A 13227-nucleotide genomic window follows, 5' to 3' on the forward strand; every position below is an offset into this window, starting at 1 on the left:
CCTCTAAGCCACATTATTAACCAAGCCCTTTTTGAATCAGATAGCGATAGGGTGAGCTGTTTGTGTCAGCCTTCAACAATTGATGGTCCATAAATCGACAAAAGCTTGGAATATCCCTTGTGGTGGCCGGGTCATCCGCCACCACCAGAATAGTCTGCCCATCCTGCATTTTCCGAATTGCCAGGCGCACCATCATGACAGGCTCAGGGCAGCGCAACCCCAAGGTGTCCAGTTGCTGATCGGCCTGCTCAAAATCAGATGCCATAAGCCTGCCGGTATGCCTGAATTTGCTGCAGATGCTCTGCCATTTCGGGTTTGTCCTGCAGGTAGCTGATAAGGTCACGCAAGCTGATAATGGCAATCACCTTAGTAGCAAAGTCCCGCTCAACTTCCTGGATAGCAGAGAGCTCGCCCTGTCCCTTCTCCTGACGGTCCAGAGCAATCAGTACACCAGCCAGACTGGCATGGTTAGCCTGGATAAGCTGCATGGATTCGCGGATAGCAGTACCAGCGGTGATAACATCGTCCACCAGCATGATATTACCTTGCAGAGGACTGCCAACCAGATTGCCGCCTTCACCGTGATCCTTGGCTTCCTTACGGTTAAAACAATATGGCTTATCTATGTTGTGCTTATCTGCCAGGGCAACCGCTGTGGTAGTGGCGATTGGGATACCTTTGTAGGCCGGACCGAAAATAACATCGTAGTCCACATTGGCGTTTACCAGCGCGGCGGCATAGAACTGTCCCAGCTTTGCCAGATCACGGCCGGTATTAAATAAACCCGCATTAAAGAAGTAGGGGCTGGTTCGCCCTGACTTCAGCTTAAACTGTCCGAATTTGAGTACCTGCCGGTCCAGGGCAAACTCGATAAAGTCTTTTTGATAATCCTGCATGCCTCAATCCTCAGTTCAACGCCGCTCTTTGGATATCGAATATTTCACGTAGCGCATGCTTAGCCAGTTCCATCATTTCCTGCATTTCATCGAAGCTGAAAGGCTCTTCTTCGGCTGTCCCTTGTACCTCGATGAGCTTACCGGAATCTGTCATCACCACATTCATATCAGTCTCGGCGGCAGAATCCTCAATATACTCCAGATCGGCCACCGGATTGCCCTTGTATACCCCCACAGAAACAGCAGCGACCATATATTTCATCGGATTGGCTTTAATCATTCCTTTGGCGCGCATCCAGGTCAGTGCATCGGCAAGTGCCACACAAGCACCTGTTATGGATGCCGTACGCGTGCCACCATCAGCCTGAATCACATCGCAATCCAGTAAAATCGTGTTTTCACCAAGCAAGCTTAAATCCACGGCTGCGCGGAGTGAGCGGGCAATCAAACGCTGGATTTCCAGAGTGCGTCCGCCTTGCTTTCCCCTGGCAGCCTCACGGTCACTGCGGGTATGAGTGGAACGCGGTAACATGCTGTATTCAGCGGTGATCCAACCTTTACCCTGGCCTTTCATAAAGCGGGGTACACCTTCTTCGACAGAAGCGTTACAAATCACCTTGGTATTGCCGAACTCAATCAGTACTGAGCCTTCAGCATGGCAGGTGAATTGTCGGGTAATAGTAACCGGGCGAATCTGATTGGCGGTTCTTCCGCTTGGACGCATATTGTTTTCCTCTGGCGCTTAACTGGCCGGCATTATAGCCCAATGTGTCATGTACATCTGCATAAATCAAAGAAACAGCCCTCGGCTAAGCCAGAGCTCACAGGCTCAGCATGCTCCTCCGCTAAGTGATTGGTTCAGCATCAGATCCAGTTAGGTTATACTGACGGCAACACAACGTTCAGGATTATTAGCATGATACACAGTATGACGGCCTTCGCCCGAGTAGAACATAAGGCTCAATGGGGTAGTGCGGTGTGGGAGATTCGCTCCGTCAATCAACGCTATCTTGAAAGCTATTTTCGTCTGCCTGAACAATTTCGCGGCCTTGAGCCGGTATTACGGGAAAGATTCCGCAAAGCACTGCAAAGAGGCAAAGTAGAATGTGCCTTGCGCTTTGTAGCCAATGACGCGGCCGTCGGTAAAGTGACTCTGAACGAAAACCTGGCAAGACAACTGATGGAAGCAGCTGACTGGGTTCAGTCTCATGGCCAGTCTACCGGAGTAAACCCCTTTGACGTACTCAGGTGGCCCGGTGTGATTAGCGCAGAAGAAGCAGATATGGATGCTATTCAAAGTGAGATGCTGCAGGCATTTGATACTTGCCTGGCGGAGATGCTGCGGGCCAGAGCGGCGGAAGGCGAAAATCTGCGCTCACTTATCGAGCAGAGATTGTCCGCTATCGAGTCAGAAGTAAGTACCATCAGAGAAGCCATGCCAGCCGTTTTGGAATGGCAGAGAGACCGGATCAATAACAAGTTTGCGGAAGCCAAGATAGAGTTGGATGCAGGTCGACTAGAGCAGGAAATGATCCTACTTGCCCAGCGTTTAGACGTCGCCGAAGAACTGGACAGACTGGATTCACACGTCAGTGAAACGCGCAAAATTTTGCACAAAGGTGGTGCCTGTGGTCGGCGTCTGGATTTTATGATGCAGGAGTTTAACCGTGAGTCTAATACCCTGGCATCTAAATCCATCAATGCAGAAATCACTCAGTCGGCAGTGGAATTAAAGGTGCTTATTGAGCAGATGCGCGAGCAAATCCAAAATATTGAATAAACAGTTTTGCGCAATTATTTTCTCATCTCATGACCATTGATAACGACTATATCACCGCAGATGCTGTATATGAGACCGAGTATATCTCAGATTTCGTTGAGTAAATTTTTGCGCAAATGTTTAAGGTTCAACTGTAACAGAGCTCATATTTAATTGTATAGAAGAGCGCAAAGAAGACAGGTCTGAAACTCAGTGTGAGAATGCGATTTTAAGATGAATGAGAATATTTTTGCACATGAAAAACATGGTGAGTTGATCAAAGAATTACTCTCTGCATATCAGCGGCAGGAACTCAGTGCCGGACAAATATTAAAAATTCTTCGCAAAGATATACTGGAAATGAGTCAGGTTGAGTATGCAGCATTGACAGGTATCAGCAGAAGAACATTGTCGGACCTAGAGCAAGATCTCAGTAGCCCGACTTTCCTGGTATTTAATGCGGCATTCCAACCATTTGGCTTGCAGGCTGGTCTTATTCCAATAGTAAAAGACTAAATAATGATTCAGGTCATGCCGTTGTCTAAGTTGATACGACCTCTCTTGTTCAAACCAACGAACAAATAGTGAACAATCACTTTCATAAAATAGCACACAAAACGTACTTCAGTTTCAATTAAGGAAAGTTCAGGCAAAGTTCACCCATGCGCCACCAGACTGTCTGTATCCTGCTAATGGAGAATACAGATGAGAACAGTATTATGCATATTTTGTCTGCTGTTTGGGGTAAATCTTCAGGCCGCTGAAGCCTGGAAAGCATCTTCAGAAGAACGGCAATTAAATGAAAAGCGCGCCATGCGCAGCACCAGCAGTTTGCATAGCAGCGAAAAAGACAGCTTGCCAGCGAAGCAGTTAAGCAAACGACCTCAGACAACCGATTCCGGGGATTTCTGGATATACGACGCTTGGATAGAGCTTAACAGAGATACTGACCGCGACGGATTCTACAGTGGATTCACCCTGTTTATTGACGTTGACAGCCACTTTGCCCAGGCCCCTGTATATGCCAGGTTATATTTGGGAAAGAATGATAGCTTTCGTGAATATCACAGCACATCCGACTTTTTTGTAAACGGTCAGAGCAGTGATGACTTTTTCGAGGTCAGTACCGAGCTGTTGGAGGGCTTTGCCGACAATGACTATGAAATTTTGATCGAGCTATATGACGCTGACCGGAATGAATTGGTTGCAGTGTATGACAGTTTCGATGATGAAGACTTGCTGTATCTACCTCTGGAAAGCCGAGACTATGAATACAACCAGGTGGTAGTTGTCAGAGAAACCAGCGGAGGCTCCACTGGTCTGCTAAGTCTAATTCCGCTGGCATTACTTTGCTGTTACAGATTAAAACGCGGCTAGCTCAGGAAGAAGATGACGCATGGGTTGCCTGCCAGTTAACCGCTTGCCATTGCCCAAATCGTTTCACCAGTGTGCCGCTGTTTAAATAATAGCGGTACTGGTTGTTTTGGTGCCCGACCAGTTTAAAGGTCACAACAGCGACATTGCCGTAAAGCCTGATGTTAACCCCTTGTGCTGAATAATCGACCCGTTCCGAATTTTGCTTTTCTTGATCAAGCTCGGCCATCAATTCAGCCTTACCGAAGCGCTCTCCGGCTGAACTGGTATATACCAGATCTTCTGCCCAGAATTTATTATGCGCCGCCGGATTATTTTCGCTGGCACCAATCAGAAAATCATCAAGTAGCGCCTTAATCTCGCTTTGCTCATCAGCCGCCTCAACTTCAACAGACAGCATACACACCAGACAGGCCAACAAAACCCCTGTTAAACGTCGGAACATAAATCCGTCTCCTTTAAAACTCCAGCGCAAACAGCAACTCAGCCAGGTCTGGTCGCCACTGCACGTCTTTTAATCTTACCCTGTTGTTTTTGACCACAATGCCTTCACTAAGCAACTGTGCGCGCTGCTCGTTTGCAGTTGCAGAGCCAGGCGGAAAGGCAATCATGCCAGATGACCTTAGCACCCGGTACCAGGGCAAATTCCATTCATCCCCCGCCATACCTAATGCTTTCCCCACCAATCTTGCTCGACCTGGCAGTCCGGCAAGATCAGCAATTTGCCCGTAGCTAGCGACTTTGCCTGGTGGAATCAGGCGTACTGTCTGCCAGATGCGTTGATAAAGAGCGTTGGTATGGTTTTTACTATTAACTTTGCTGCCACTGACCATCTTTTACCACTTGAAGCTATCTATCTGTTTTATTTGTTTAAAACAACGTATTCACCTATTGTTTAGTGGTGAAAAATCAACCCAATGGAAGATGTGTTGTTAATCATGCCCTGCGCATCCGGTGCTGCCAAGTTTTATTCCGTGCGGAATTTACGCGCTGTATAAAAAAAACGCTGCAACAGGTATGGTACAAAATGTAAGCTGTGTTTATACCACATGGAAGACGGAATTCTGTAAGGGGAACCTATTTTGTCGTTGAAGCTGGAAATTATCAGTTATCAAAAGGAAAGCACGGCCCAGCCCGCTGCTATATCCCTGGATTCGGGGGGCATTAATATAGGCAGAGACAGAAGTAATGATTGGTGCCTGACCGACCCAGATCGCATTTTGTCGAAGCAGCACTGCCGTGTGGAAAAGAGCCCAGATGGCTATCTGCTGTTTGATTTAAGCACTAACGGTGTCTTTCTCAATCAGTCATTGCAGGCCATAGGCAAGGGAAACAGTGTAAAGCTGAAGGATGGCGATCACTTCAAAATCAGTGATTACGAAATTCGTGTCGGTATTGAAGCAGGCGCACAACCAGACCAAAGTGCCTTTTCGATGCCCGACAACCATAGCGCAACTTACCAGCAAAACATCCAGGACGTTAATGAAGAAGCGGATTGGCACCAGTTGCTACAACCGCAGATACAATCAATGCCGGACAATGAAGAGACAGCCGTTGAGATGCCAGAGTTGGCACAAAGCCACTATGATGCGCCTTCTGTTGGTATAAGCATTCCCGAAGACTGGAGCATGCAGGATACGCCAGAGCCTCCGCAGAAAGTCACCACACCGCCGCCCCCACCCGAGCAGGCTACCAGTAACGCCGCCGCGCCCACAGACGACTTGATTAAAGCCTTCTTGTCCGGCGCAGGCCTGCCTGCAACTGACGGGCTGAGCACGGATCCACAACAATTTATGACCGAATTGGGCAGTCTGTTTCGCTGTATGACAAAAGGCATGATTGGTGTGCTAGCCGCCAGGGGAGACATAAAAGGTGAATTTCGTCTGGCCCAGACCATGATAAAACCTACAGAAAATAATCCGTTGAAGTTTTCACTGAATGTTGAAGAAGCAATGCAGTCGCTTATCAGTAAAAGGGGCAGTGGCTACATGGCGGCAGAACCCGCGTTTGATGAAGCATTCGAAGACCTGAAGACTCACCAGATGGCCATGCTGGCGGGCATGCAGAATGCGCTGCAATCACTGCTTAACACATTCAACCCACAGCGTATTGAACAATCTGACAAGCAATCCTCTGGCGTGTCGAAACTATTAGGAAGCCGCAAATCTGCTTATTGGGACAACTATGTATTGTTATACAAAACCTTGTGCCGGGATGGCGAAGATGACGTACAAAATCTGTTCGGCCGGGACTTTGCCAAAGCCTATGAACAACAGATAAAGAAACAACGGCAATGAGCTTGAAAATATCCCGCACATTCGTGGAATTTAAACTATAAGTAATGACATTACGTTTATAAAACAATCAAATAGCAGCTTTAACAAGATACCAGGAGGGAGAGAATGTCAGGTGTTGGAGATAAGTGTTTCGCTGTACTCATTCGCACTGTAGTGCCAGCGTTGCTGTTTTTACTGGCAGGCTGTGGTTCGAGTACTATGGTTAAAGATGTTTTCTCAGTAGTCACCAAGGCAGATATCACCTTCGTCGCAGCGCCAGACGTTAATCCTGATATTAACGGCCGCCCATCACCAGTTTTGGTTCGGTATTACGAACTTCGTTCCCCCAGCGCTTTTAATAGTGCTGATTTTTTTTCTTTGTACGACAAGGCAGCCGGTGAGTTAGGCAATGACTATATACGTCATGATGATTTAGAACTAAAACCCGGCCAGCAAGTGCAAAAAACGGTGATTTTTTCTGAAGAGACGCGTTATCTCGGATTGATTGCTGCTTATAGAGATATTGGCACCGCCACATGGAAACGCGTGGTAGAGCTGCCGCCTGACTCTAATTCGAGCATACAGATAGCGTTAGGTAGCAACATGTTGCAGTTAAACATTGAGTAGTCCAGTGCGCTAACCATGTGGTGAAGGAATGGCATCCAATAACAGAATAGTCTGGTCTGAGGGCATGTTTCTCAGGCCTCAGCATTTTCAGCAACAAGACAGGTATTTCCTCGAACAGCTTCGTGCCAGTACCCAGGTTCTTCAGGGATATCTTTGGGGATTTCAGGCGCTCAAGCTGGATCAGGAGTTACTAAAAGTTGGCAAGTTGTCATTTAAGCAATGCCGGGGCATCCTACCCGATGGGTTGTGCTTTGATTTAGATGGGCAGGCCCCCGTCATGGACTTACCTGAAGGTAGCCGTGATCTCACAGTCTATCTCAGCCTCCCGGTTACCACGGCGTCCGGGCAGGAATTCAGTACCAGTGAAGAGGAACGCCATGTAAGGTTTCTGTCATATGTGCATTTAGTGCGCAATACCGCAGAATCGCAGGCCAATGACGCTGAAATAGAATTGGCTCAGCCACGTTTTGATCTGGCGGTCACTAACAAGCAAATGGACGCATTTCAAACCCTGGCCGTCGCCCGGGTCCTGGAAGTCGGTGCAGATCGCAATGTCATTCTGGATACAGATTTTATCCCACCTTGCTTGGACGTCAGTTGCCAACCAAACTTGCACGGGTTTGTGGTGGAGCTCGAATCGATGTTGCATCAGCGCGCCGAGAGCTTGGCATCAAGAGTGTCTGGAGCAGGCCGAAGCAGCACGGAAATAGCAGATTTTTTGTTGTTGCAGGCCATCAATCGTATAGAACCCCTGATTCATCATTTGTTGAATCAACCCTGCTTACACCCCCTGCAACTTTATCAACAATTACTGCAAACGGCAGGGGAGCTGGCAACGTTCACAAACCGCAGCAGAAGACCGGAAGGTCTGGCTCCCTACCGTCATGAAGCGTTGCGCGAAACTTTTGTGCCGCTGATGAACAGCCTGCGCCAGGCTATGAGCACCGTATTGGAGCAGGCTGCGACACAAATCGAACTCAGTACCGCCAACCAATATGGCATTAGAACCGCATCTATTGGGAACCGCGAGATGTTGCGCAAGGCGATGTTTATCTTTGCGGTTCGCGCCGACGTAGCAGATGACAAGCTCAGACAAGGCCTGCCTGGCCAGATGAAAATTGGCGCAGTAGATAAAATCGCTCAATTAATCAACAAATCTCTGCCAGGCGTGGCTATCAGTCCGCTGCCTGCGGCGCCCAGGCAGATCCCATTTAACGCCGGAACAACCTACTTCCAACTGGATAAGTCCACCAGCGCCTGGCAGGATATTGAAGCCTCAGGTAACCTGGCTTTGCATGTGGCAGGGCAATATCCAGGCCTGGAAATAGGCTTCTGGGCAATCAGGCAATAATCATGGTAAATGACGACCTTGACCGCACGTTAATCATGCCATCGCCCGGAAGGCGCAGAGCAAACAACGAGCAGCCGGATTCCTCCCCGCCCCCCGCGACACGGCAGCAGGCACCGGCCCCACCGCCATTAACTGACCGAGACGAACCCTCAGTACAAATGATGGGCTCCGCAGGAACACATACGCTGATAAACGCGGCCACCATGATTTTTTCGCTGGCCAGACAACTGCGTAATACGATGCAGCATAGTGACATTCCCGGCCTACTCACACATGTAACCGGCTTAATGCGCAGTTATGAAAGGACTTGCATAGGCCAGGGCGTCGCACCTGATACTGCCTATGAAGCCCGTTATATTCTCTGCGCTTTTCTGGATGAAATTGTGCTTAATACTCCCTGGGGGCATGCCAGCCAATGGAGTCAGAGCAGTCTGCTTAGCTCCCTGCATAACGACACCCGCGGTGGCGAACGTTTCTTCCAGATTCTGGCCAACCGTTCTGAAAATCCCGCTCCCAATATTGCATTACTAGAGTTGATGTATCACTGCCTGAGCCTGGGATTCCAGGGCAAATTTGCCATACAGGAAAACGGTCAGGCTGCAATTCGGCAAATTCGTGCAGGTCTTTACCATACACTCCGGCAAATCAAACCCGCACCGGAACCAGACCTGTCAGACAACTGGCAAGGCGTGCAGGACGGTCGACCGGCTATTGCCAGATGGATCCCATGGTGGGTTGTGGGCGCGGTGTTATCCGGTGTTTTGGTCGCCTGTTACATCGGATTTTACTTCTCATTAAACGAAGCATCAGACCAGACATTTACCCAAATAGGCCAACTGGGCAGAGAAATCCCACAAATGACCCGGGATATTCCTGACAGCAATACTTTGGTCGAACCTGAAACACCAGGTATTGACCCCACGACCTTAATGCAGACCCTGCAAAACCGGTTAAGCAACGAAATCGCCGCCCGCCAGATCAGCCTGAGCCGGGAACCGGGTGGCATCAAGATTACGGTACACAATAAGGGATTATTTGCGTCAGGTAATGCAGAGGTTTCCCCCGCCTATCAACGCATATTTAGCCAATTGGCTGATACGTTGAAAGAATTACCTGGCCCCATTCTGGTGTCCGGGCATTCAGACAGTCAGCAAATCCGCACCTTACGTTACCCTTCAAACTGGCACCTGTCCGACGACAGAGCCAGAGCCGTGGTGGCAGTGCTGGTAAGAAGCGGCATGCACAAGGAGCGCTTGGTTGCTCAGGGTAAGGCCGACACCGAGCCTGTGGCAGACAACAATACAGCACAAGGGCGTGAACAAAATCGTCGTGTCGAAATTCTGATTCGCACCTACTGACAGGGCAGGGACTAAAATGGGATGGCTGAAAAAGATGTTTTCCTGGCTAACCAACAGATGGGTATTGTCTGTGTTGGGGTTAGTCATTTTATGTCTGGTAATCTGGTATGTAGGCCAGATTCTGGCCTTTGGTGACTGGATGCCTTTGGCTGACGACGGTACCAGAGGGCTGTTTATTGCGCTGGTCGTGCTGGTATGGGCAGTCATTCAGTTACTCAAGGTCGTCAGACAGAAGAAGGCCAACCAACAGATAATTCAGGGAATGTCATCGTCGACTCGCCAGGACAGCGTTGACAACAGTGAAGTGGCATTGCTGAAAGACAGGTTTCAAGAAGCGATGCAGACCCTGAAAAAATCGCGATTGGGAGGAAACAGCGGCAGACGATATCTTTACCAACTCCCGTGGTATGTCATTATCGGCCCCCCTGGCGCCGGTAAAACCACTGCACTTAAGAACTCCGGTTTGCGCTTCCCCTTGCAAGAAGGTTTTGGTTCAGAACCGCTGAAGGGAATAGGGGGGACCCGAAACTGTGACTGGTGGTTCACCAATGAAGCCGTGCTGTTGGATACAGCGGGGCGCTATACAACACAGGACAGTGATCAGTCAGTGGACAAGGAAGCCTGGACAGGATTTCTCGGCCTGCTGAAAAAGTATCGGCGGCGGCGGCCATTAGACGGTGTGATTGTGGCGTTTAGTCTGATGGATTTAATCGCTCAGAGTGCCGAAACCCGGCAATTGCATGCCATGGCAGTGAGACGCAGACTTAAAGAGCTTAGTGACAGTCTTAAGGTACAAGTACCGGTTTATGTGATTTTTACCAAAACCGACCTGTTGGAAGGCTTTACTGCTTACTTTGATAATTTAGACAAAACCCACAGGGAACAGGTCTGGGGCATGACCTTTCCTCTTAGTGTCTCGGAAAACCCAGGTGAGTTTGTAACCACTTTCAGTAAAGAGTACGAAAAGCTTATATCCAGATTAGAAGCTGGCTTAATCGAGCGATTGGATGCAGAGCAGGACCTGCACCGGCGGGCTGCCTTACATGGCTTTCCTGAACAAATGGCGTCACTCAAACTTTCTCTTCGCGACTTTATTGCCGAGATTTTTGCGCCGAATGTGTATGACGATAAACCCATGTTGCGGGGCGTCTATTTTTCCAGTGGAACCCAGGAAGGAACGCCTATTGATCGATTGATCGGTGCCGTTTCCCGTGCTTTTGGCTTAAGTCGTCAGGCAACACCTGCCTACAGTGGCCCCGGGCGAAGTTATTTTCTGACCCGCCTGATGCAGGACGTGATTTTTAAAGAGGCCGGACTGGTAGTACATACCGGGTTCTGGTCTAAACACAGAGGGCAACTGGAGCGCGCTGGTTACTTCGGCGCACTGGCAGCAACACTGCTGGTTATTGTTGGTTGGTTCTGGAGTTACCAACATAATCTGGATTATATCCATGAAGTGGAAGAACAACTGGGCCAATACCAACAGGTGGCAGGTAATCTGGTGGACAGCCAGGGTGATATTAACGTTATTCTGCCGTATTTGAATCTACTTAGAACCATACCTGGGGGCTATGCCGACAAGGACATCAGCCCACCATTGTCCATGGGATTAGGCTTGTATCAGGGAGATAAACTGGGTCCTATCGCCATAGACGCCTATCGACGGGCGTTGAACAACGTGTTGCTGCCCAGGGTGGTGACCCGGCTGGAACAACAACTCAGCGAGAACAATCGGGCAGAGCAGAGTGATCTGTTATATGCCGCGTTAAAAGTCTATCTGATGATAGGTAACCCTGGGCGCTATGACAGGGAGGAAGTTGGCGTCTGGATTACCACAGACTGGGCCAATCAATATCCAGGTGTCAATAACAGTGAACCGCGCGAACAATTGGTTGCTCACCTGCAGGCGCTGGTAGATAGTGACCTGCCTCAAGTCCGGCTACAGGGGCTGTTGGTGGAACAGGTGCGTCAAACCCTGGCCAAACAAAGCCTGGCAGAGAGAGTGTATGGACAAATCAAACGAGGTCCTCAGGCCAGCAAGCTGAGCGACTGGCGTATGATTGACAGTATAGGCGCTGACGCTGCTCACTATTTCCGTTTTCGTAGCGATGCACCAATGAATAAAGGGCTGCCCGGCTTCTTTACCCTGAAGGGCTACAAGGATGTACTGCTGAAGCAGGGGCCACAACTCACCAGCCAGGCAGCCAAAGAAACCTGGGTGTTAAGGGAAGACAGCCGCGACAACTTGTCAGATAAGGAAGTGGATGCGCTGTTTCAGGATGTCAGCAAATTATATTTCTCTGAGTATGTCAGAGTGTGGCAAGACTATCTTGCTGACCTGGACATTGCCAGGTTTAACTCCTTTGCCGATGGCGCACAAAAGGTTAAAGATCTGTCGGCAGAAATGTCGCCTATCCGCAGTTTACTTGCCCATGTGGGTAAACAAACTACCCTGGTGTCTTCGAGTGCCGATCTTATCGATGCAGCAGGGAAGACAGATCGCCTTAGCGGCATTAGCAGCAGGGTTTCTGCGTTGTTGTCCAAAGCCACAGAAGCAGACAGTCTGAATCAAAATACCGATCCGGCGGCATTAGTAGACAGGCAGTTTGCCCGTTTACATGAAATTCTTAAGGAAAGGGACGAAGTACAAGCACCGATTAAAGCCACACTGTCTAACTTGAACGAATTGTTCATCGCCCTGAGCACGGTGGAAGCCACTATTAATTCAGCGGCAATGGGGCTAAGTACGAATGACGCCAGCTCTGCTTTGCAAGGGGTGCTAAGACGTATCCAACTGGAGGCCAATCGTCAGCCAGAACCTCTGCGACAATGGCTTTACAGCCTGGTCAGGGAAAGCAACATGGTGTTTGTCCGGGATGCCAGACAACGTTTTAACAAAGTTTGGCAGTCATCTGTAGCAAGTTTCTGCCGACAAGCCATTGACAGTCGTTACCCCATCGCCCCAAATAGTCCGGATGACATCAATATAAGTGACTTCAGCCGTTATTTTGGCCCTGCCGGTTTGTTGGATGACTTCTTTAAAACTTACCTGGCAGGTTTCATCGACACCAGCGTCAAGCCATGGCGTTTGATTGAGAACGCCGGTGCCAAGCTGGAAGTGGGCGAGAATGTCGTAGACTATTTTGAGCAAGCTGCAGATATTCGTCAGACCTTCTTCATGGGCGGTGCCAATCAACCTTATTTCAACTTCCAGATTATCCCGTTACAACTCGATGCGTCTGCCAGTCAAAGTCTGATTGAACTCGGCGATCAACGCTTGGTGTATCAGCATGGTCCCACTCGTCTGACGCAAATGATCTGGCCACCCACAGGTGGACTGGAACGCGCCAGATTCTCCATACGTACTCTGTCAGGTAATAGCACAGGAATTGCTACTGATGGCCCCTGGGCTTGGTTCAGGCTGATCGATAAAGGCAACAGCCAGGCGACATCCACGCGCGACAGATTCAGAGTGACATTCAACGCAGAAGGTCTGGAGGCCAGTTACGAAATTAAGGCTGGAAGTGTTATCAATCCGTTCAATAAACAGGCATTGCGCAGCCTGGGATGTCTGGATAGCTTATAA

The 13227-nt window shown here is 49.2% G+C and carries 13 protein-coding genes; 8 read left to right on the plus strand and 5 right to left on the minus strand.

The window, feature by feature from the left end; translation table 11 throughout:
- Window positions 1-16: 16 nt before the first annotated feature.
- Genes tusA through rph form a run of 3 tightly spaced genes read right to left on the minus strand, consistent with a single transcriptional unit; the run spans window position 17 to window position 1620 of the window.
- The gene (tusA, locus tag ABD028_RS11955; protein WP_343845111.1) at window positions 17-265 is read right to left on the minus strand and encodes a sulfurtransferase TusA; all 249 of its coding nucleotides are present in this window, start codon (window positions 263-265) and stop codon (window positions 17-19) included.
- Window positions 255-896, minus strand: coding sequence for an orotate phosphoribosyltransferase (gene pyrE, locus ABD028_RS11960; protein WP_102794729.1), 642 nt, complete (start codon window positions 894-896; stop codon window positions 255-257). Before pyrE ends, tusA begins: the two co-directional genes overlap by 11 nt.
- Window positions 897-906: 10 nt before the next feature.
- A complete protein-coding gene (gene rph / locus ABD028_RS11965) occupies window positions 907-1620 on the minus strand; it encodes a ribonuclease PH (RefSeq protein ID WP_102794730.1) in 714 nt (237 codons plus the stop codon).
- A gap of 192 nt (window positions 1621-1812) precedes the next feature.
- On the opposite strand from rph, the gene ABD028_RS11970 reads away from it, so the two are divergent.
- From ABD028_RS11970 to ABD028_RS11980, 3 genes are all read left to right on the plus strand, one after another.
- Window positions 1813-2676, plus strand: coding sequence for a YicC/YloC family endoribonuclease (locus tag ABD028_RS11970; RefSeq protein WP_343845115.1), 864 nt, complete (start codon window positions 1813-1815; stop codon window positions 2674-2676).
- 213 nt (window positions 2677-2889) lie between these two features.
- Window positions 2890-3171, plus strand: a complete 282-nt coding sequence (locus ABD028_RS11975) for a helix-turn-helix domain-containing protein (RefSeq protein ID WP_343845117.1) — start codon at window positions 2890-2892, stop codon at window positions 3169-3171.
- Window positions 3172-3360: 189 nt separating this feature from the next.
- Complete coding sequence (locus tag ABD028_RS11980; RefSeq protein ID WP_343845119.1) at window positions 3361-4032, plus strand: choice-of-anchor H family protein; 672 nt, start codon at window positions 3361-3363, stop codon at window positions 4030-4032.
- Window position 4033: 1 nt separating this feature from the next.
- Here the strand turns inward: ABD028_RS11980 and ABD028_RS11985 are convergent, their stop codons facing one another.
- Window positions 4034-4474 carry a nuclear transport factor 2 family protein gene (locus ABD028_RS11985; protein ID WP_343845121.1) on the minus strand — a complete coding sequence of 147 codons (441 nt, stop codon included), beginning with the start codon at window positions 4472-4474 and terminating at the stop codon, window positions 4034-4036.
- 13 nt (window positions 4475-4487) lie between these two features.
- On the minus strand, window positions 4488-4862 hold the full coding sequence (locus tag ABD028_RS11990; RefSeq protein ID WP_343845122.1) for an MGMT family protein: 375 nt from the start codon (window positions 4860-4862) through the stop codon (window positions 4488-4490).
- 249 nt (window positions 4863-5111) lie between these two features.
- Here ABD028_RS11990 and tagH point away from each other — a divergent pair, with 249 nt between their 5' ends.
- The 5 genes from tagH (at window position 5112) to tssM (ending at window position 13227) form a co-directional block, all read left to right on the plus strand.
- Window positions 5112-6326 (plus strand): type VI secretion system-associated FHA domain protein TagH, encoded by a 1215-nt coding sequence (tagH, locus tag ABD028_RS11995; protein WP_343845123.1) that lies wholly within the window; start codon window positions 5112-5114, stop codon window positions 6324-6326.
- Between the two features lie 105 nt (window positions 6327-6431).
- A complete protein-coding gene (gene tssJ, locus ABD028_RS12000) occupies window positions 6432-6932 on the plus strand; it encodes a type VI secretion system lipoprotein TssJ (RefSeq protein WP_343845125.1) in 501 nt (166 codons plus the stop codon).
- A gap of 28 nt (window positions 6933-6960) precedes the next feature.
- Window positions 6961-8283 carry a type VI secretion system baseplate subunit TssK gene (tssK, locus tag ABD028_RS12005; protein ID WP_343845127.1) on the plus strand — a complete coding sequence of 441 codons (1323 nt, stop codon included), beginning with the start codon at window positions 6961-6963 and terminating at the stop codon, window positions 8281-8283.
- Between the two features lie 161 nt (window positions 8284-8444).
- Entirely contained in the window at window positions 8445-9641 is a 1197-nt protein-coding gene (gene tssL, locus ABD028_RS12010) for a type VI secretion system protein TssL, long form (RefSeq protein ID WP_343845204.1), read from the plus strand.
- 16 nt (window positions 9642-9657) lie between these two features.
- Window positions 9658-13227, plus strand: coding sequence for a type VI secretion system membrane subunit TssM (gene tssM / locus ABD028_RS12015; protein ID WP_343845129.1), 3570 nt, complete (start codon window positions 9658-9660; stop codon window positions 13225-13227).

Origin of the sequence: Bowmanella denitrificans, from assembly GCF_039522935.1 — a bacterium.
GTDB classification, from domain to species: domain Bacteria; phylum Pseudomonadota; class Gammaproteobacteria; order Enterobacterales; family Alteromonadaceae; genus Bowmanella; species Bowmanella denitrificans.

Bases quoted from the DNA above. Each gene is read 5' to 3' on its own strand.
- tusA (WP_343845111.1), bottom strand. From the start codon at position 265: ATGGCATCTGATTTTGAGCAGGCCGATCAGCAACTGGACACCTTGGGG.
- pyrE (WP_102794729.1), bottom strand. From the start codon at position 896: ATGCAGGATTATCAAAAAGACTTTATCGAGTTTGCCCTGGACCGGCAG.
- rph (WP_102794730.1), bottom strand. From the start codon at position 1,620: ATGCGTCCAAGCGGAAGAACCGCCAATCAGATTCGCCCGGTTACTATT.
- ABD028_RS11970 (WP_343845115.1), top strand. From the start codon at position 1,813: ATGATACACAGTATGACGGCCTTCGCCCGAGTAGAACATAAGGCTCAA.
- ABD028_RS11975 (WP_343845117.1), top strand. From the start codon at position 2,890: ATGAATGAGAATATTTTTGCACATGAAAAACATGGTGAGTTGATCAAA.
- ABD028_RS11980 (WP_343845119.1), top strand. From the start codon at position 3,361: ATGAGAACAGTATTATGCATATTTTGTCTGCTGTTTGGGGTAAATCTT.
- ABD028_RS11985 (WP_343845121.1), bottom strand. From the start codon at position 4,474: ATGTTCCGACGTTTAACAGGGGTTTTGTTGGCCTGTCTGGTGTGTATG.
- ABD028_RS11990 (WP_343845122.1), bottom strand. From the start codon at position 4,862: ATGGTCAGTGGCAGCAAAGTTAATAGTAAAAACCATACCAACGCTCTT.
- tssJ (WP_343845125.1), top strand. From the start codon at position 6,432: ATGTCAGGTGTTGGAGATAAGTGTTTCGCTGTACTCATTCGCACTGTA.
- tssK (WP_343845127.1), top strand. From the start codon at position 6,961: ATGGCATCCAATAACAGAATAGTCTGGTCTGAGGGCATGTTTCTCAGG.
- tssL (WP_343845204.1), top strand. From the start codon at position 8,445: ATGGGCTCCGCAGGAACACATACGCTGATAAACGCGGCCACCATGATT.
- tssM (WP_343845129.1), top strand. From the start codon at position 9,658: ATGGGATGGCTGAAAAAGATGTTTTCCTGGCTAACCAACAGATGGGTA.